Below are 18,111 nucleotides of genomic sequence, written 5' to 3'. Positions count from 1 at the left end.
CGACAGGAGGGTGGCGGGCGGTTATCCGTACACAGACGGTGACGAGAAGCCGCCCGCCAACTGGTTGGTCTGGTCCGGCACGTGGCCGAGCTTGTCGACCTCGTGGGCCAGTCCCTCCAGGACCGCCCGCAACTGCACCTGCGTGACGTCAGCGAACGTACGCAGGTAGGCGATCCGGCGCTCCAGCTCCTCGGCCTCGGCGCTCTGCAGCCCGTCGCCCGAGGCACGGTAGGCGCCGACCGCCTGGTTGGCGGCCTCCTCCGCCTGCCGCTGCGCCTCCGTCAGGAGTTCCTCGTACTGCTGGCGGGCCTGGCTCACGATGCGCCGCGCGTAGTCCTCCGCCTCAGCGATCTGCGCGTCGGCGGTCTGCTGGGCGCGGGACAGGATGTTGATGGCGTCGACGTTCAGGGTCTGGGACGCGGCGGCCTGTTCCGGGTTCATGCCGTGTTCCTTGTACCACTGCTTCATGCGGTCGATGTACGCCCGCAGGTCCGCCTTCTCCTTGTCGCTGGCCGCCATGTCCTCCGCGACGCGGTAGAGGAACGTGCGCACCTCGTCCTCGCTGTAGCCGCGGCGCCCGAGCGATGTGCGCGTGAACTCCTGCTTGCGTACCCGATCCGGGGTGAGGGGCTGGCGCTCGCCCGCCGGGCTTCCCCAAGGCATCTCCGCCGTCATGACTCCCGACCTTTGTCGCTCGTGAACTCGTCGAAGTGGATCTGCTCGGTCGGCACGCCGGCGTCAAGCAGCCGTCCGACGGTCGCCTGCGCCATCTCCTCCGAGCCGCAGACGTAGACGTGCTGGCCACGCCATCCCTGCAGCGCGACGTCCACGGCGTAGCCGCGGGTGCCCCGGTAGAAGGGGTCGTGGGAGACGACCGGCACGACGTTGAGCCAGGGGTGCTCGGCGGCCATCTTGGCCATCGCCTCGTAGTCGTACAGTTCCCTGGTGTTCCGGGCGCCGAAGACGAGGTCCACCCTGCGCGTCGGGCCCTCGTAGGCGATCTGCTCCACGATCGCCTTGAGCGGCGCGAGGCCGGTCCCGCCCGCGATCATGAGCAGGTCGCCCTGGACGTCCGGGGACAGCGTCAGCCGCTCCCCCACCGCCGCGCCCACGCGCAGCATGTCGCCCCGCCGCGCGCCCATGACGAGCGCGGAGCTGAGCACGCCGCCGTCGACCATGCGTACGTGCAGGTCGACGGTGTTGTCCTGGCGCGGCGCGTTGGCGAACGAGTAGAACCGCCAGACGCGCGGGCGCATGGCGTAGGAGATCGACGCCGACTGGCCGGGACGGAAGGGGTACTGGTAGTTCAGCCGGGCGCGGATGACGGCGATGCCGAGGGTGCGCATCTCGTGGCTGACGATCTCGGCCTCCCACCAGGGCGGGGAGGTCTTCGACGCGTCGTTGGCGGCCTCCACCATCACCTGGGCGACCAGGTTGTACGCCTGCGTCCAGTCGTGCGCGAGCTGAGGAGTCCACCGGTCGCCCAGGAAGTGCTCGAGCGTGGCGAGCAGCGCCTGACCGACGGCGGGGTAGTGCGTCGCGGTCACCGCGAACTTGCGGTGGTCGCGGCCGAGCTGCTGCAGGACCGGGACGACTTCCTCGATCCGGTCGACGTTGCTGATGACTTTTCCCAGCGCGGCCACGAGCTTGTCACGCTGGCGCGCCATCGACACCGGGAACATGTCTCGCACGTCCGGGTTCATCAGGAAAAGAACTGAATAGAAGTACAGCGGCACCTGGTCGCCCGATCGGGAGACGAGGTGCCAGCTGTCCTTGAGAGCCTGCGTATCCACTCAGTCGGCCGTTTCCGCGGGCTCGGCGACGATGGACGACTTCACCTTGCCGAGGACGAGGCCGACGTCGCGCAGGATGTCCTCGCCGACGCCGCCGGCCTGCAGGACCGCGAAGAGGTGCTCGCCCACCTTGTCGTAGTGCTCCGACGTGATGCCCATGCCGGCGTGGGCCTCACCCAGGTCACGGCCCTCGTACGGCTCGGGGCCGCCCAGGACCGAGCACAGCAGCATGACCATGTGCCGCTTCAGCCTGGGCATGTCGATACCGGTGAAGTACGGCTTCAGATCGTCGTCGCCGAGCACGCGCTCGTAGAAGTGCTCGACGACGTCGCGCACGACCGGCGCGCCGCCGATCTGATCGTAATATGACGGCGAGGTGATCACAGACCCTCCCATTCCGGGTGCACCAGCGAGGGGGATGACTACGGGCCGAAAGTTTTCGAACTCGGCGCAGTCACGCGGCTGGTCATGGTGACAAACGGTCGCTCGGCTCCCGCGGCACCGGTCGCCTCCGATAGAAAGATCAGAAGCCGACGGCAGGCGCCGCGACAGCACGGGGTTCAGTGCACAGGTACTTCTTGCCTTCACCCTCCGTTGAGCCAGAGCGGGGCGCTGAGGCTGGAACCGCGGCCGGGGTCGCCGATCGTGGCGAAGACCGCCTCAGGGCTTCGCCTATCTAAGCACCAACTAGACTAAATGTCACTAAAACCACAGCAGCCACGCGCGCAACGTGAGCACCACTCGTACCGGCCCCGTGAGAGGGCTCGCCTGCCGGTCAGGCGCTGTGGCCCGCCCGCAGCAGGCCGTACGTCACCGCCTGCTCCAGGGCCTGCCAGGACGCCTCGATGACGTTCTCGCCCACCCCGACCGTAGCCCACTCGCCGGTCGCGTCGCTCGAGGTGATCAGCACCCGGGTCACCGCGTCCGTGCCGTGGGTGCCCTCCAGGATGCGGACCTTGAAGTCGATCAGCTCGACCCCGGCCAGCTCGGGGTAGAGCTTCTCCAGCGCCAGCCGCACCGCCCTGTCGAGCGCGTTGACCGGGCCGTTCCCCTCGCCGGTCGCGATGATCCGCTCGCCCTTCGCGTGGAGCTTGACGGTCGCCTCGCTGACCACGTCGCCGCCGGGGCGGCGCTCGACGATCACCCGCCACGACTCGACGGTGAAGTAACGCCGCTGCTCGCCGTCGACCGTGTCGCGCAGCAGCAGCTCGAACGACGCGTCGGCGGCCTCGAACGTGTGCCCCCTGGCCTCCAGATCCTTGACCCGCTCGACCAGCCGCCTGGACTGCTCGCCGGTGAGCTCGTAGCCCAGCTCGCGGCCCTTCAGCTCGACCGAGGCGCGGCCGGCCATGTCGGAGACCAGCATGCGCATGTCGTTGCCGACCTCGGCGGGGTCGATGTGCTGGTAGAGGTTCGGGTCCACCTTGATCGCCGACGCGTGCAGGCCCGCCTTGTGCGCGAAGGCCGACGTCCCGACGTACGGCTGGTGGGAGTTCGGCGTGACGTTGGTGACCTCGGTGATCGCGTGGGCGATGCGGGTCATCTCGCGCAGCGACTGCGGCGGCACGAGATCGAATCCCCGCTTGAGCTGGAGGTTCGCCACCACCGTGAACAGGTTGGCGTTGCCGGAGCGCTCGCCGTAGCCGTTGGCGCAGCCCTGCACGTGCGTGGCGCCCGCCTTGACCGCGGCCAGCGTGTTGGCGACCGCGCAGCCGGTGTCGTCGTGGCAGTGGATGCCGATGCGGGCCCCGGTGCCGGCCGCCTCGTGCACCACGTCGGCCAGCTCGTCGGGGAGCATGCCGCCGTTGGTGTCGCACAGCGCGACCACCGACGCCCCGGCCTCCGCGGCCGTGCGCAGCACCTCTAGCGCGTACGCGGGGTTGGAGCGGTAGCCGTCGAAGAAGTGCTCGGCGTCGAGGAAGACGCGCTGGCCCTCCGCGGTCAGGTGGGAGACCGTGTCGCGGATCATCGCGAGGTTCTCCTCCAGAGTGGTGCGGAGGGCCAGTTCCACGTGGCGGTCGTGGCTCTTGGCCACGAGCGTCACGATCGGCGCGCCGGATTCGCGCAGCGCGGCCACCAGAGGGTCGTCGGCGGCCTTCACGCCCGCCCGGCGGGTCGCGCCGAACGCGGCGAGCTGCGCGTGCTTCAGGTCGAGCTCGGTCTGAGCCCGCCGGAAGAACTCAGTGTCCTTGGGGTTCGCACCCGGCCAGCCGCCCTCGATGAAGCCGACGCCGAGGCCGTCCAGGTGACGTGCGATGGCCAGCTTGTCGGCGACCGTGAGGTTCAGCCCCTCCTGCTGGGCGCCGTCGCGGAGCGTCGTGTCGTACACGTGGAAACGATCGTCGGCCATCTCTGTGTCTCCTTCGCGGGGTTACGTCTCGCCGCGCGCTTATCGGCCCCAACCGAGAAGGCCGCCCAAACAAAAAGACCTCTCACGGACGTGAGAGGTCTGCGCGCCGGCGATGTCCTTCAGCCGGCGCGCCTGCCGATAATGAGCAGACCGTAGTACATGGTGCTGAGCAGTTTGCCACAGCCGGTCACCCTCTGGCACATCGATCTCATAGTACGAGATATCAGAGAGTGTTCACGCAGGTCAGAGCCTCGACGATCTAGTGTGGCGACCATGAAGGCTGCCAATTTCATCGAACCGGCCGTCGCCGCGTACGCCGCGGCGCACACGAGCCCGCCCGACGACCTGCTCGCCGACCTGGCCGAGGAGACCTACCGGCTGGTGGGCGACCGGATCAGCATGCAGATCGCGCCGGAGCAGGGCACCCTGCTCACCATGCTGGTCCGGCTCAGCGGCGCCCGGAGGGCGGTCGAGGTCGGGACCTTCACCGGCTATTCGTCGATCTGCATCGCCAGGGGCCTGCCCGCCGGCGGGCGTCTGATCGCCTGCGACGTGAGCGAGGAGTGGACGGCGGTGGCCCGCCGTTACTGGGAGAAGGCGGGCCTCGACGACCGCATCGACCTGCGCCTCGGCCCGGCCGCGGACACGCTGCGGGCCATGCCACCGGGCGAGAGCTTCGACTTCGCCTTCATCGACGCCGACAAGGCGGGCTACCCGGTCTACTACGAGGAGATCCTGGCCCGGCTGAAGTCCGGCGGCCTGATCGCCGTGGACAACACGCTCCAGCACGGCGACATCACCGATCCCGCCGCCGGGGGCAACGTGCCCGCGATGCGGGAGTTCAACGACCTCGTCACACGCGACTCCCGGGTGACGAGCGTGCTCCTGACCATCGCCGACGGCCTCACCCTCGTCAGGAAGAGCTGAACCCGAGATCGGATGGACGTATGGCAATGATGGCGTAATAACCCGCCATAGAGGCGCGGGACACATGATCGGCGCCCCCTCGGTGAGTACGCTCGCGAAGCGGTTCGCATTGGCGGATCGCTTTGCCCAGGGCTCGTCTTTATCACGCAGCGTCTGATGCGACCAGGCGTCTGATCCGAACAGGGAGCGACGAATGACTTGTCGGCGCGGCGGCGGGGCGTTTCTCACCGGCAGGATGGCCGGTCTGCTTCTCGCCGGCACTTCGGCTTCGACCGCGTTCATCGCCGGTGTCGCCCCGCTCGGGGCCGCCGCCGACAACGGGCACGGCCGCGCCGATCGCGCGGTGCGCAACGTCGAGACCACCCAGGGGAAGGACCCGCGGGACCGGCCCGGGGACAAGCTGTCGGTGGCCGGCGCCACGCGCAACCGCGGCTACCAGCACACGTCCACCAACACCGCCGGCGGCTCCTCGAACGTGCAGAACGCGCTGTGCCGGCGCGCCCAGGTCTGCAACATCACCCAGCACGTGACCATCGCCGGCCCGCGGGTGACCGTAAGCCCGGCGCCCGCGCCCGCCGCCAAGCCCACTCCGGTGCCTACGGTCACCGTCACGGTGACCGCGACGCCCACGCCGTCTCCCGTCGCGACCCCGCTCACCGCCCCGGCGGAGCCGGCGCCGTGCCCGGCCCCGCGGCCCCTGTTCAGGATCGACAGCAGGGCCGACGGCAAAGACGGCGCGGGCGCCTGCGGGTGCACCGGCCTGTTCCAAGGGCTGCTGTCGCTGTCCGTCCTCGTGAAGGGCACGGCCTGCCCAGGCGCGTCCGGCTGACCGCACCCGTCATGAACCAGGCCCGGAGGCACGCCTTTCCGGAGACCACACCGGCTCGCCGTACGTGCCTCGCCGGACCGGAACGGCGCCGCGGCCGTCAGCAGATCTTGTGGATCCAGTTGTGGGCGTCGGGGCGGCTGCCGTACTGGATGCCCACGAGCTCCTCGCGGATCTTCATCGTGACCGGCCCCGGAGTGCCGTCGCCGACGGTCCAGCTCCGGTCGATGCCCTTGACCGAGCCGACGGGGGTGACGACGGCGGCGGTGCCGCAGGCGAAGACCTCGGTGAGCTCGCCGGACTCGCAGCCCGCCTGCCAATCCTCGATGGAGATCTTGCCCTCCTCGACCGTGTAGCCCAGCTCGCCGGCCAGGCTGAGGATCGAGTCACGGGTGATGCCGGGCAGCAGCGTCCCGGTGAGCGCCGGGGTGACGAGGCGGTCGCCGAAGACGAAGAACAGGTTCATCCCGCCCATCTCCTCGACCCACCGGTGCTCGAAGGCGTCGAGCCAGACGACCTGGTCGCAGCCCTCCTCCACGGCCTGCCGCTGCGCCACGAACGCCGCCGCGTAGTTGCCGCCGCACTTGGCGAACCCGGTGCCGCCGGGCGCCGCACGGGTGTACTCGGTGGACAGCCAGACCGAGACCGGCTTGAGGCCGCCGGTGAAGTACGACGCGGCGGGCGAGGCGATCACCATGTACTTGTAGCTCCGCGAGGGGTGGTTCACCCCGAGGGCGGGCTGCGTGGCGATCATGAAGGGGCGGAGGTAGAGGCTGTGGCCGTCGGTGGTCGGCACCCAGTCGCGATCGGTCTGCACGAGGAGTTCGAGCGACTCGACGAACGTCTCCTCGGGCACCTCCGGCATCGCCATCCGCAGCGCCGACTGGTTGAACCGCGCCGCGTTCGCGTACGGCCGGAAGGCGACGATCGAGCCGTTCGACTGCCGGTACGCCTTGAGCCCCTCGAACAGCTCCTGGGCGTAGTGGAACACCGACGTGGCGGGGTCGAGGACGAGCGGGCCGTACGGCTGAAGCTTCGCGTCGTGCCAGCCCTCCCCCTCGGTCCAGTCGATGGAGATCATGTGGTCCGTGAAGACCTGGCCGAAGCCGGGGCTCGCCAGCACCTGCTCACGCTCGGCCGCACTGCGGGCCTGCGGGTTGAGCTGCACGTCGAACCTGAGGTGGGTGGTCATGGCGAGGTCCTTCTCTCTTCGTCGTCGTAGTAATTGTGCGACGAGTCGGCTAAGGGAAAACTAGGGCATTTGGCAGGTATGAAAAAGCGCATGGCGGCCCATACCGGGCCGCCATGCGCATGATGTCGGGATGAGCGGCCGGGATCAGCCGGCTACTCGGGCGACGATGTCGTCGCCGATCTCGCGGGTGGAGCGCGCCGTCCACGCGCTCTGACGCTCGATCAGGTCGTCGGCCACGGCCTGCTCGACGCGGGCCGAGGCCTCGGCGTGGCCGAGGTGGTCGAGGAGCATGGCGACCGAAAGGATCGTGGCGGTCGGGTCGGCCTTGCCCTGGCCCGCGATGTCGGGCGCGCTGCCGTGGACGGGCTCGAACATGGACGGCGCCGTACGGGCCGGGTTGACGTTGCCGCTGGCCGCCAGGCCGATGCCGCCCGCGACCGCCGCGCCGATGTCGGTCAGGATGTCGCCGAACAGGTTGTCGGTGACGATCACGTCGAACCGCTGCGGCTGCGTGATGAAGAACATGGAGGCCGCGTCGACGTGGCAGTAGTCGGTCTCGACCTCGGGGAACTCCAGGCTGAGCCGGTCGACGGTGCGCGCCCACAGGTCGCCCGCGTACGTCAGCACGTTGGTCTTGTGGACCAGGGTCAGCTTGCGGCGCGGCCGGGCCAGTGCCTTCTCGAAGGCGTAGCGCACGACGCGCTCGACGCCGTAGGCCGTGTTCAGGGACTCCTGGGTGGCGATCTCCTGCGGCGTTCCGCGGCGCATCACGCCACCGGCGCCGGCGTACGGGCCCTCGGTGCCCTCGCGGACGACGATCATGTCGATGTCCTCGGGGCGGGCCTGTCCGAGCGGGGTCGTCACGCCGGGGAACAGCTTGACCGGGCGGAGGTTCACGTAGTGGTCGAGCTCGAAGCGCAGACGCAGCAGCAGCTCGCGCTCCAGGACGCCGGGCGGCACGCTCGGGTCGCCGACGGCGCCCAGCAGGATGGCGTCGTAGCCGCGCAGCTCGTCGAGCACCTCATCGGGAAGCGTCTGCCCGGTCGCGTGGTAGCGCTTGGCACCGAGATCATATTCGGTGGTCTCGGACTTGACGCCCGCGGCGTTGAGGACCTTGAGGCCTTCGGTGACGACCTCGGTGCCGATACCGTCACCAGGGATCACTGCCAGGCGGATGTTGCTCGACTCCATGCGTGTACCTTACCGGTTGTCTCGGAGATCGAAACACGATCTCACCATTCGGTCCATTGCCGGGCATACGCGCCCGTCAGGCGGGTCCCGCCGCGACGGCGCGCTCGAAGACGAGGTCGCGCGCCGTGGACAGCCCGACCGCCAGCGCCCCGAGGATCACGGCGTCCGGCCCGAGCGTGGACACCTCGATCCGCGGCGGCGTGAGGGCCACCAGCGTCTCCAGCCGCTCCGCCACCGGACCGGCGAGCAGGTCGCCTGCCTGTGCGCCGATACCGCCGCCGAGCACGACCAGCTCGGGATCGAGCACGGCGATCACCCCGGCGAGGGCGCGGGCGACGAGGCCGGCCTCGGCGGCCACCACCGTGCACGCGACCGGGTCGCCGCTGCGTGCGGCGTCGAAGACCTCCTTGGCCGTGACCGCCGTGATGCCGAGGCGGGCCGCGGCCGCGACCACGCCGTCCGCCGAGGCGACCGACTCGAACATGCCACGCCCCCGGCCCAGACCCGGCCCGTCCTCGCCCGCCGGCAGGCCCACCGGCAGGTAGGAGATCCCGCCGGCCGCTCCCCGGGCGCCCCGGTAGAGACCGCCGTCGATGACCACACCCATGCCGACGCCCGTCCCGATGGACATGAGGACGAAGTCGGAGACCCCCTTGCCCAGGCCGTAGGCGCCCTCCCCCACCGCCGCGAGGTCGACGTCGTTCTCCACCGTGTACGGCGAGCCCGTCACGCCGGCCAGCGCGTCCACCGCGCCGGGACGTTCCCAGCCGGGCAGGTTCGGCGCGAGCCGGAGCGCCCCGCTCTCCTTGTCGTGGATTCCCGGGGCGCCGAACACGGTGACGGTGATGTCACCGGGCTCCAGGCCGGCCTCGGCGGCGACCTCGGCCGCCAACCGCGTCAGTTGCTCCAGCAGCCCGTCGTACGACCGCGCCCACGCGGGCTCCTGCCTGCGGACGACGACGTCGCCCACCAGGTCGGCGAGGGCGAGCCGCACGGTGGTGCGGCCGATGTCGGCGGCGAGCACCCAGCCCGCCTCCGGCCTGATCTCGTAGAGCAGCGCGGCGCGGCCGGCTCCGCCGGTGCGCAGCCCGACCGGGCGGACGAGCCTGGCACGCTCCAGGTCGGCCAGCGCCATCGAGATCGTCGGCTTCGACAGCCCGGTCACCTGGGCGAGCTCGGGGCGCGAGGCCTTGCCGAGACGGAAGATCTCGGTGAACACGGCCCGTTGGTTGATCAGCCGGAGCAGGCTGGTCGTGTTCGCGGCCCCACCGCCGATGCTCACCACGCACTCAAGATTGGCACATCCGGAGGGTGGCCGGTCCCGCCGACCGCGGCCGGGTCAGCGCTGCGGTACGCCCCCGTTGTCGCGGCGGTCGAGCGCGATCTGCAGGGCCGCGGCCGCCTCGTCCTCAACGTCCTCGGAACGACCCCAGGGATACATGTCGTACATGGCGATTCTCACTTCGACGGAGGAATGCTGAGAACGGATCCGCCTGTCGCGGATCCGGAACGTCGGCCGCCGATGGAACGCGGGTCACGCGTCACGGGCGAGCCGAAGGCCGGCGGCGCGGCGCTCCGCGACGGGCCGGCCTGCCCTGATCAGGCCCCGTCGCGGCAGGTAGAAGTGCGGGGCGCCTCGTCATCGCAAGAGTACCCCACAATCTCGTAGGACGACCTAGTATCTCACTTCGTGAGACGTGGTCCACGGGACGGGAAAACGCGAACGGCCCGGCGCGCGGGGCGCCGGGCCGTTCGATGAGCTGATGCCGGGGTGTCAGTCCTCCAGGTCGACCGTACGGCCGCTGTCGGCGCCGATCTCCCCCGCGATCTGCTCGACGATCTCGGACGGGATCGCCGTGTCGACCGTCAGCGCGATGAGCGCCTTGCCGCCCTTCACGTCCCGGGAGACCTGCATGGAGGCGATGTTCACGTTGTGCTCGCCGAGCAGGCGGCCGACGATGCCGACGATGCCGGGGCGGTCGGCGTAGGTGAAGAACGCCAGGTGCTCGGTCGGCTCGATCTCCATCGCGAAGCCGTTGACCTCGACGATCTTGGTGATCTGCCGGGGGCCGGACAGGGTGCCGGAGACCGAGACCGTGCGGCCGTCGGCGAGCACGCCGCGCACCGTGATGACGTTGCGCCAGTCGGGGCTCTCGGCGCTGGTGACCAGCTCGACCACGACACCGCGGTCCTTGGCCAGCAGCGGCGCGTTGACGTAGGTCACCGCGTCCTCGACGACGTCGGTGAAGACGCCCTTGAGGGCGGCCAGCTCCAGGACCCGGACGTCCTGCGCGGAGATCTCGCCGCGGACCTCGACGTCCAGGCGGGCGGCGACCTCGCCCGCGAGCGCGGTGAAGATGCGGCCCAGCTTCTCGGTGAGCGGCAGGCCCGGCTTGACGTCCTCGGCGACCGCGCCGCCCTGGACGTTCACCGCGTCGGGCACGAACTCGCCGGCGAGCGCCAGCTTGACGCTGCGGGCGACCTGCGTGCCGGCCTTCTCCTGGGCCTCGTGGGTGGAGGCGCCGAGGTGCGGCGTCACCACGACCTGGTCGAACTCGAACAGCGGGCTGTCGGTGCAGGGCTCCTTGGCGAACACGTCGATGCCCGCGCCGGCGACGCGGCCCTCCTTGAGGGCGGAGTAGAGGGCGTTCTCGTCGATGATCCCGCCGCGGGCGACGTTGATCAGCCGGACGGTCGGCTTGACCATGTGCAGCTCACGGTCGCCGATGAGACCGACGGTCTCCTTCGACTTCGGCAGGTGGACCGTGATGAAGTCGGCCTGCTGGAGCACCTCCTCCAGCGACGCCAGCCGCACGCCCATCGCCGCCGCGCGGGCCGGCTGCAGATAGGGGTCGTACGCGATGATCTCGACGCCGAACGGCTGCAGGCGCTGCGCGACAAGCTGGCCGATCTTGCCGAGGCCGAGGATGCCGATGACCTTCTCGTCGAGCTCGACACCGGTGTACTTCGAGCGCTTCCACTCGCCGTCCTTGAGCGCGGAGTGCGCCTGGGCGACGTTGCGGGCGCTGGCGAGGATGAGCGCGACCGTGTGCTCGGCGGCGCTGGTGATGTTGGAGGTCGGGGCGTTCACGACCATGACGCCGGCCTTGGTCGCGGCCTCGACGTCGACGTTGTCCAGGCCCACACCGGCGCGGGCGACGACGCGCAGCTTGGACGCCGCCGCGATGGCCTCCGCGTCCACCTGGGTGGCGCTGCGTACGATAAGGGCGTCCACGTCGGCGAGGGCGGGCAGCAGCTGCGACCGGTCGGCGCCGTCGGTGTGCCGGACCTCGAAGTCCGCGCCGAGCACGGCGAGACCCGCTTCTGAGAGCTCTTCTGCGACAAGTACGACGGGCTTGTTCACTGGGTTGAGTCCTTCGTGAAGTGCGACAGCGCGGACGACGTGAGTCTATCGGGGCCTTGTGAAAGCTCTCACGAGCGCCCGGCATACGAGACACCCAAGGTCTCGGCGGTGTCGCGGCGGCACGACGACCCGGTCTCAAATCGCGCGCAGCGCCTCCACGGCCTCCTCCTCGGTCCGTACGGCTTGCGCCGCCAACGCGGCCAGGTCGTCCAGCGTCGCGAGCCGCGCGGCCTCGTCCAGCGGCCAGCCTGCCCGCAGGCCGTCCCCCCGAGCAGGCCCGCCGCCTCGTCGAGGAAGGCGGCGTAGAGCGGGCGGGTGGCGCCGGGCGCCGTGTACTCGATCTCCAGGCACTCGTATAGCCGGATCATGGCGGCGTGGAAGGCCCGGGGATCGGCGAAGCGGCGCGTCCATCCGGTGCCGCGCCGGGCGGCCAGCTGGGCGGCCAGCCGTCGCATGCCGGACAGGCCGAAGTTGACGTCGAAGGCGTTGCCGAGCACCGGTCCGGTGAGCCGGGCCACGGTCTCCCCGACCGCCTCCCGTACGGCGGCGTCCAGGTCACCGCGTGGGGCGCCGGCCCCCGCGGAGGCGGGAACGGACACCAGGTGATGGCGTTCCTTCTTGAGCGAGGACCAGGCGGCCATGAAGGCGGCGAGCGGCAGCCGCTCGGGTTCTGGGCGCGTGTCCAGGACGAGCGCCTCCTCTGTCCGTCCGGCTGCCTCCACGCCGACGACGGCGACCTCGAGCGGGTCGGGGAAGGGCAGGCCGGGCCGCCAGGGCAGCGCGAATCTGCCGACCCTGCAGACGGCGACGCCGCCGGACGCGAGTGTCTCCCGCAGCGCCCCCTCCGCGACGCGCGGCGAGCCCGTACGGCTGATCTCATGGGCGAGCCCGTGCCCACGCCCTCAGGAGGTCGGGCGCAGGAACGGCGCCCCGAAGGAGCATAGCGCCGATGCGGAGGGGCTGCCGGGACAGCCGGGGTTCATGAGACTCGCTCACATATGGGCCTAGCCGGTCGATGTACCCCGCCTACGCCTGATCCATACGGACTGGCACCCATCTCGGTATTGATCGCACCTAATCTTGGGGATTAGCCTGATTCGCCATGGTCCAGTCCCTATCGTTCAGGCTATGAGCATCGGGAACCCCTCTCTGGGCGACGTTCTCGCGCGGCATGGCAGCCCCCGGCAACTCCTGGCGGCCCTCGCGGAGTGGGGCATCCTGGTGGCGGTCCGCCCCGACCGCTCAGTGGTGCTCGGCACGACACAGAACGGCGAACGCGTTCTGCTGGGCTACACGGGGCCGGCGACCTACGCCCGGCACCGTGGCAGCCACACATTGTCGGCGTGCGACGTCGACACCATCCTCGACATCCAGCGCGTCACGGGCGTGCGCGAGATCGTGATCGACGCGGCCGGTCCCGCTGCCGCCGCCGTGCCGATCGACGACCTGCGGCGCTATCTGGAGCAGACCCGCACCGGTCCCGCTCCCGCGCTGTCGGCCATGGGCTCGGCCGCCCCCACGGCGTACGCCACGGGCGCGATGGCGACCGTGTCCCGCGCGCAGGCCACGCGGGAGGCCCCCCCGCCGCCCGCGCCCGCCCCGGTCCCCGCGGCGCCCTCCGCGCTTCCGTCGCAGTGGGTTCCCGCCCCCCGCCAGCACCTGTCGGGGGCGATGCAGGTCGTCGACCCCGGCTACCGCAGGACGCGTCATCCGATCCTGCCGGCGCTGCGGGTGGCGGTCGCCGAACTGCTGCCGGAGTATCCCTACGTCCACCACGTCTGGATCTCCGAGGCGCGGACGGCCGCCGGGCTGTGGGGGATCATGCTGCACGTCAAGGTGCACACCCTCGGCGCCGACGACCTCGTCAAGGACCTGCACCGGCGGGTGCGCGCCCGGCTGCCGCAGCTGGCGGCCAGCGAGGCCCCGGTGCTCATGGCCCGGGTCGCCGACGCGCACACCGAACGCCGCCTGATCGAGGTCGGCGCGCACGTCGTCTGCCCCGACGTGCGCGACTGAGCCGGAACCCCGTGACCGATCTCCGCCGGCGCCGTCCGGCGGAGATCGGCAAGACACCGGGCAGCCGCCGAACCGTTGCCGGAGACTGCTTCCGAACGGACGCTTGCTCGGCTTGAATGTCGCCATGGTCTCCACGGCGGCGACGCCCTCCCCGTCGAAGGTCTCCCTCGGGGTTCGCCTCGGGTACGCCGTCGGCTCGCTCTGCACGGCCAACTTCTCCGCGATCCCCGGGCTGCTGCTGCTCTTCTACATGACGAACGTGCTCGCGGTGCCGGCCGCGTTCGCGGGCATCGTGCTCTTCCTGCCCAAGGCCTGGGACCTGGTCGCCAATACTCTGGTCGGCCGGTGGTCGGACCGCACGGTCTCACGCTGGGGACCGCGCCGGCCCTGGCTGCTCGCCGGCACCCTCGTGCTGCCGGTGTCGTTCGCCCTCATGTTCGCCGGGCCGCCGCTCACCGGCACGCCCGCCGCCCTGTACGTGGGCGTCGCCTTCCTGGCCGCCGCGACCGGATACGCCCTCTACGAGGTGCCGTACAAGGCGATGCCCGCGGAGATGACCACGGACTACCACGAGCGGACCTCGCTGCTGCAGTGGCGCATGGTCCTCATCGCGGTCGGGATCGCGATGAGCGGCATCCTCGCCCCGATGATCGCCGGCGACACCGCCGACGGGTATCGCACCATGGGCGTCGCCTTCGGCGTGATCCTGCTCGTCGCGATGCTGGCCTCGTTCTTCGGCACCGCCCGCGCCCCCTTCACCGGCCAGCAGAGCTCCGAGGGGACGCTGCGGGAGCAGCTTGCCGCCGCCCGCACGAGCAAGCCGTTCCTGTGGCTGCTCGGGCTCAGCTCCGCGCAGACGCTCGGGGCCGGCGTGATGCTCGCCGGGGCGCCCTACTTCGCCTCCTACGCGCTTGACGACACCTCCGCCACCACCACGCTCTTCGCGGCGCTCGTGGGGCCGATGCTGGTCACGATGCCGCTGTGGGTGTGGCTGGCCCGCAAGCTCGACAAGCGCGGCGCGATGATCCTGTCCGGCGCGCTGTTCACGGCCGGCGCGCTGCTGATCCTCGCGACGCCCGCGCTCGGCGAGCTGTACGCGCACCTGTGCGTGATGATCGTCGGCGTCGGATACGCGGGCCTGCAACTGCTGCAGTTCTCCATGCTCGCCGACGTCATCGCGTACGACGGCGAGGTGAGCGGCGAGCGCAGGGGCGGAGTGTTCACGGGCCTGTGGACCGCGGTGGAGAGCGCGGTGGCGGCGCTCGGGGCGACCACGTACGGGTGGGTGCTGAGCGCGGGGGGCTTCGTCTCCTCCGATCCCGAGCATCCGGTGATCCAGCCGGACAGCGCGCACGTCGCCGTGATAATCGGCGTGACCGTGGTGCCCGCCCTGATCACGTTCGCGGGCGTGCTGATGACCCTCAAATACAACCTGACCGCCGACCGCCTCGCCGCCGTCGGCGGCGCGGCCGGGATCACGGCCTCACCGGCCGCCGTCTCCGGCGGTGAGAACGCCGGGAAAGACGGCGGGCAGCCCGAACCCGGCGAAGTGCTCCGCGCCGAGGAATGAGGTGATCTCGCAGATCCGCTCGTCCCGCAGGGTCAGCACGGTGATCGACCAGGCGGTGTGCGGCCGGGCGGCGCCCTCACCGACGTAGAAGGCCACGGCCGGCTGGCCGTTCGCGCCGGTCAGGACATACCGCCAGCTCGGGCAGCGGGTGAGCGGCACTTGCACGGCGAAGTCGGTGACCGCCGCGATGCCGCGATACCAGCGCGGCAGCGGGGGCATCGACCAGGTGACGTCGTCGGTGAGCAGCGCGATCAGGGCGTCGGCGTCCCCGCTTTCGAGGGCGGACGCGAATCCGACGGCGATCTCCCGCACCCGGGGGTCGCCGATCGTGCGCGGCGCCCGCTGCCGGTCGAGGGAGGGCGCCTTCTCCGCGAGGATTCTGCGGGCCCGCGCCAGAGCCGAGTTCACGGAGGCGGCCGAGGTCTTCATCATCGCGGCGATCTCTGCGGCGGAGAAGCCGAGCACCTCGAAGAGCAGCAGCGCCGCACGCTGGTTGCCGGGCAGGTGCTGCAGAGCGGCGACGAAGGCGAGCTCCACGGCCTCGCGCCGCTCGTAGCGCCCCGCCGGGCCGTCCGTCAGGCCGGCGTCGGGATAGGGGCCCAGCCAGGCGACGTCGCCGAGCGGACCCTGCCCGTCCACGACCGCGCGCTCGCTCGACGGGCCCAGGTCCATCGGCAACGCCCGCCTGCCCCGGCTCTCCACGAGGTCGAGGCAGGCGTGGTTGGTCACGGCGTACAGCCACGAGCGCAGCGAGGAGCGGCCCTCGAAGCGGGCGAGGCCCCGCCAGGCCCGCAGCAGGGCGTCCTGGAGGGCGTCGTCGGCGTCGTGGACCGAGCCGAGCATGCGGTAGCAGTGGGCGTGCAGCTCCGGGCGCAGTGGCCGGACCAGCCTGGAGAACGCGGCCTCGTCCCCGTCTCGCGCCCGCGCCAGGTCGCCGTCCGCTGCCGTCGGGGAAAAAACCTCGCCCACGAGCGACGATTCTGCCTCACATCGGGAGTCTTCCCTCCCGGGGAGCACGACCGGCTCCCGACCGTTCCTTCCCGAACAGGAGACACGCCGTGATCACCGAGGCGGATCTGAAGGCCGACCTGCGCCGCTATCTGCAGGATGCCCGCGACGTCCTGCTGTGGAAGCTGGACGGGCTCTCGGAATACGACGTCCGCCGCCCGTTGACGCCGACGGGCACCAACCTGCTGGGGCTGGTCAAGCATCTCGCCGGTGTCGAGCTGCTGTATCTGGGGTTCGTGTTCGGCCGTCACTTCGACGAGCCCGTGCCCTGGTTCCGTCCCGATCTCGGGCCCGCCGCCTTCGCCAGGAACACGGACATGTGGGCCACCGCCGGGGAGTCCCGCGAGTACGTCACCGGGGTGTACCGGCGCGCCTGGGGACACGCGGACGCCACGATCGCGGCGCTGCCGCTGGAGTCGGTCGCCGACATCGTGTGGTGGCCCGAGGAGCACCGGCGGGCGACCCTGCACCGCGTGCTGGTCCACATGATCGCCGAAACGCACCGGCACGCCGGCCACGCCGACATCGTCCGCGAGTCGATCGACGGCGGCACCGGGTACCGGGAGGGCGACGACGTGGTGACGGCCGGCGATCTGGCGTGGTGGGAGAGCTACCGCGAGGAGCTGGAGCGCGTGGCGCGGGAGGCCGACCACGACCTTAAGCGCCCCTCAAGGCGCTCTCTTCGCTGATCATGCGGTTGACCTGGGGATTATCGGACATCCCATGACATACGCAGGATAAAGGAAGTTTAAGAGAAGGTAGATACTTTTCGGGTTGGACCGATTTATCACCACATGTCGGTCTGTAGCGCACCATAATGACGACTTCCCCAGCGTCTAACCCCCACTGGAGGAATGATCGTGAACAGAGCGCTCGGAGCGGTCCTGTGCCTCGGGAGCGTCGCGGCCGTCGGCGTGGCGGCCGGACCCGCTCAGGCCGAGGCCCAGCACACGGGCTGCCGGGTCGCCGCCGCGAAGCCCTACGTCACCGTGGATGGCAAGATCCGCGCGGCGGGCTCGCGGGCCGGTTGCGTCGACAACGCCCGTTTCCGGGTCCGGATCGTGAACAGCAGGCCGGGCCCCGACCGCGTGGTCAAGAGCGGCTCCAAGGTGATCAGGAACGCACGCGTCGTCGTCGCCCTGACCTGCACCGACGGCGCCTACTACAGCGTCGTCACCGACTACCGTGGCCACGTGTCGCGGTCGAGGCCGGTACGCCTCGACTGCGACATCCCCACCCCGGTCCCCACGGCCACCTCTTCCCCAAGCCCCACCGCCGTTCCGACGGCCAGCCCCACAGCCAGCCCCTCCGCGGTCCCCAGCACGGCCCCCAGCACGGCCCCCACCGCGAGTCCCTCCGCGAGCGCCCCCGCCTCCGCCACTCCCAGCGCCTCTCCCACGAGTGGCTCGGCCGTGGGCACCGCCATCGAGAACGAGGTCGTACGCCTCACCAACGCCGAGCGGGCGAAGGCGGGCTGCGGCCCGCTGAAGCACGACGCGCGCCTGCGCGCCGCCGCGTACGCCCACTCGGCCGACATGTCCGCCAAGAACTACTTCGACCACACGTCCAAGGACGGCCGCTCCTTCGCCGACCGCATCACGTCCGCCGGTTACACCTGGCGGGCGGCGGCGGAGAACATCGCCAAGGGCTACGGCACGGCCCAGGCGGTGGTCCAGGGCTGGATGAACAGCCCCGGACACCGGCAGAACATCCTCAACTGCAACTACACCGACATCGGGGTCGGGTACGTCGCCGCCGGCGGCCCGTACTGGACCCAGGACTTCGGACGGCAGTAGAGACGCCGCCAGTTCGGCCAGGAGCGGGGACGCCACGCCCGGCGGCCCCGCTCCCGTGCCGGGATTGGAGGGAATACG

At 70.7% G+C, this 18,111-nt stretch carries 17 protein-coding genes; 6 read left to right on the top strand and 11 right to left on the bottom strand.

The annotated features are described in order from the left end of the window. Nucleotides 1–21: 21 nt before the first annotated feature. The 4 genes from ACQEVJ_RS06995 to cimA all read right to left on the bottom strand — a co-directional run bounded on the left by ACQEVJ_RS06995 (nt 22) and on the right by cimA (nt 4,143). Nucleotides 22–675: a DivIVA domain-containing protein gene (locus ACQEVJ_RS06995; RefSeq protein WP_433098348.1), complete on the bottom strand. Its 654-nt coding sequence runs from the start codon at nt 673–675 to the stop codon at nt 22–24. Further along, a complete protein-coding gene (locus tag ACQEVJ_RS06990) occupies nt 672–1,793 on the bottom strand; it encodes a globin domain-containing protein (protein ID WP_433098346.1) in 1,122 nt (373 codons plus the stop codon). Before ACQEVJ_RS06990 ends, ACQEVJ_RS06995 begins: the two co-directional genes overlap by 4 nt. Next, nucleotides 1,794–2,177 carry a group I truncated hemoglobin gene (locus tag ACQEVJ_RS06985; protein WP_433098344.1) on the bottom strand — a complete coding sequence of 128 codons (384 nt, stop codon included), beginning with the start codon at nt 2,175–2,177 and terminating at the stop codon, nt 1,794–1,796. Nucleotides 2,178–2,568: 391 nt separating this feature from the next. Then, entirely contained in the window at nt 2,569–4,143 is a 1,575-nt protein-coding gene (cimA, locus tag ACQEVJ_RS06980; RefSeq protein ID WP_433098342.1) for a citramalate synthase, read from the bottom strand. Between the two features lie 273 nt (nt 4,144–4,416). Between cimA and ACQEVJ_RS06975 the strand changes: the two genes are divergently transcribed. After that, nucleotides 4,417–5,070, top strand: coding sequence for an O-methyltransferase (locus tag ACQEVJ_RS06975; RefSeq protein ID WP_433098340.1), 654 nt, complete (start codon nt 4,417–4,419; stop codon nt 5,068–5,070). A 235-nt stretch (nt 5,071–5,305) separates the two neighbouring features. Beyond that, nucleotides 5,306–5,899, top strand: a complete 594-nt coding sequence (locus ACQEVJ_RS06970; protein WP_433098338.1) for a hypothetical protein — start codon at nt 5,306–5,308, stop codon at nt 5,897–5,899. A gap of 97 nt (nt 5,900–5,996) precedes the next feature. On the opposite strand, the gene ACQEVJ_RS06965 is transcribed toward ACQEVJ_RS06970, so the two are convergent. The 6 genes from ACQEVJ_RS06965 to ACQEVJ_RS06940 form a co-directional block, all read right to left on the bottom strand. Then, nucleotides 5,997–7,088 (bottom strand): branched-chain amino acid aminotransferase, encoded by a 1,092-nt coding sequence (locus ACQEVJ_RS06965; RefSeq protein WP_433098336.1) that lies wholly within the window; start codon nt 7,086–7,088, stop codon nt 5,997–5,999. Between the two features lie 144 nt (nt 7,089–7,232). Further along, a complete protein-coding gene (locus ACQEVJ_RS06960; protein ID WP_433098334.1) occupies nt 7,233–8,279 on the bottom strand; it encodes a 3-isopropylmalate dehydrogenase in 1,047 nt (348 codons plus the stop codon). Nucleotides 8,280–8,355: 76 nt separating this feature from the next. Then, on the bottom strand, nt 8,356–9,564 hold the full coding sequence (locus ACQEVJ_RS06955; protein WP_433098332.1) for an ROK family protein: 1,209 nt from the start codon (nt 9,562–9,564) through the stop codon (nt 8,356–8,358). A gap of 54 nt (nt 9,565–9,618) precedes the next feature. Then, nucleotides 9,619–9,741, bottom strand: a complete 123-nt coding sequence (locus ACQEVJ_RS06950) for a hypothetical protein (RefSeq protein WP_433098330.1) — start codon at nt 9,739–9,741, stop codon at nt 9,619–9,621. A gap of 312 nt (nt 9,742–10,053) precedes the next feature. Next, nucleotides 10,054–11,643: a phosphoglycerate dehydrogenase gene (serA, locus tag ACQEVJ_RS06945; protein WP_433098328.1), complete on the bottom strand. Its 1,590-nt coding sequence runs from the start codon at nt 11,641–11,643 to the stop codon at nt 10,054–10,056. A gap of 68 nt (nt 11,644–11,711) precedes the next feature. Continuing rightward, on the bottom strand, nt 11,712–12,365 hold the full coding sequence (locus tag ACQEVJ_RS06940) for a DUF4872 domain-containing protein (protein ID WP_433098326.1): 654 nt from the start codon (nt 12,363–12,365) through the stop codon (nt 11,712–11,714). A 406-nt stretch (nt 12,366–12,771) separates the two neighbouring features. On the opposite strand from ACQEVJ_RS06940, the gene ACQEVJ_RS06935 reads away from it, so the two are divergent. Further along, nucleotides 12,772–13,659: a hypothetical protein gene (locus ACQEVJ_RS06935; protein WP_433098324.1), complete on the top strand. Its 888-nt coding sequence runs from the start codon at nt 12,772–12,774 to the stop codon at nt 13,657–13,659. Nucleotides 13,660–13,783: 124 nt separating this feature from the next. Continuing rightward, entirely contained in the window at nt 13,784–15,229 is a 1,446-nt protein-coding gene (locus tag ACQEVJ_RS06930) for an MFS transporter (protein ID WP_433098322.1), read from the top strand. Here ACQEVJ_RS06930 and ACQEVJ_RS06925 read toward each other — a convergent pair. Beyond that, nucleotides 15,143–16,198 carry a sigma-70 family RNA polymerase sigma factor gene (locus ACQEVJ_RS06925; RefSeq protein WP_433098320.1) on the bottom strand — a complete coding sequence of 352 codons (1,056 nt, stop codon included), beginning with the start codon at nt 16,196–16,198 and terminating at the stop codon, nt 15,143–15,145. The two genes, ACQEVJ_RS06930 and ACQEVJ_RS06925, sit on opposite strands and share 87 nt — an antisense overlap. An 89-nt stretch (nt 16,199–16,287) precedes the next feature. On the opposite strand from ACQEVJ_RS06925, the gene ACQEVJ_RS06920 reads away from it, so the two are divergent. Both ACQEVJ_RS06920 and ACQEVJ_RS06915 read left to right on the top strand, forming a co-directional pair. Beyond that, nucleotides 16,288–16,926 carry a DinB family protein gene (locus ACQEVJ_RS06920; RefSeq protein ID WP_433098318.1) on the top strand — a complete coding sequence of 213 codons (639 nt, stop codon included), beginning with the start codon at nt 16,288–16,290 and terminating at the stop codon, nt 16,924–16,926. Nucleotides 16,927–17,097: 171 nt separating this feature from the next. Next, nucleotides 17,098–18,033, top strand: coding sequence for a CAP domain-containing protein (locus ACQEVJ_RS06915; protein ID WP_433098316.1), 936 nt, complete (start codon nt 17,098–17,100; stop codon nt 18,031–18,033). Nucleotides 18,034–18,111 lie beyond the last annotated feature (78 nt).

It is taken from the genome of Microbispora sp. CA-102843 (assembly GCF_050936215.1).
GTDB lineage: Bacteria > Actinomycetota > Actinomycetes > Streptosporangiales > Streptosporangiaceae > Microbispora.
Note: the sequence above shows the minus strand (reverse complement) of the source record. Positions and strands in the feature narration are given on the sequence as shown.

What these genes read in the sequence shown, in the direction of transcription:
- ACQEVJ_RS06995 (WP_433098348.1), bottom strand. Translation starts at nt 675, where the DNA reads ATGACGGCGGAGATGCCTTGGGGAAGCCCGGCGGGCGAGCGCCAGCCC.
- ACQEVJ_RS06965 (WP_433098336.1), bottom strand. Translation starts at nt 7,088, where the DNA reads ATGACCACCCACCTCAGGTTCGACGTGCAGCTCAACCCGCAGGCCCGC.
- ACQEVJ_RS06960 (WP_433098334.1), bottom strand. Translation starts at nt 8,279, where the DNA reads ATGGAGTCGAGCAACATCCGCCTGGCAGTGATCCCTGGTGACGGTATC.
- cimA (WP_433098342.1), bottom strand. Translation starts at nt 4,143, where the DNA reads ATGGCCGACGATCGTTTCCACGTGTACGACACGACGCTCCGCGACGGC.
- ACQEVJ_RS06930 (WP_433098322.1), top strand. Translation starts at nt 13,784, where the DNA reads ATGGTCTCCACGGCGGCGACGCCCTCCCCGTCGAAGGTCTCCCTCGGG.
- ACQEVJ_RS06970 (WP_433098338.1), top strand. Translation starts at nt 5,306, where the DNA reads ATGGCCGGTCTGCTTCTCGCCGGCACTTCGGCTTCGACCGCGTTCATC.
- ACQEVJ_RS06975 (WP_433098340.1), top strand. Translation starts at nt 4,417, where the DNA reads ATGAAGGCTGCCAATTTCATCGAACCGGCCGTCGCCGCGTACGCCGCG.
- ACQEVJ_RS06935 (WP_433098324.1), top strand. Translation starts at nt 12,772, where the DNA reads ATGAGCATCGGGAACCCCTCTCTGGGCGACGTTCTCGCGCGGCATGGC.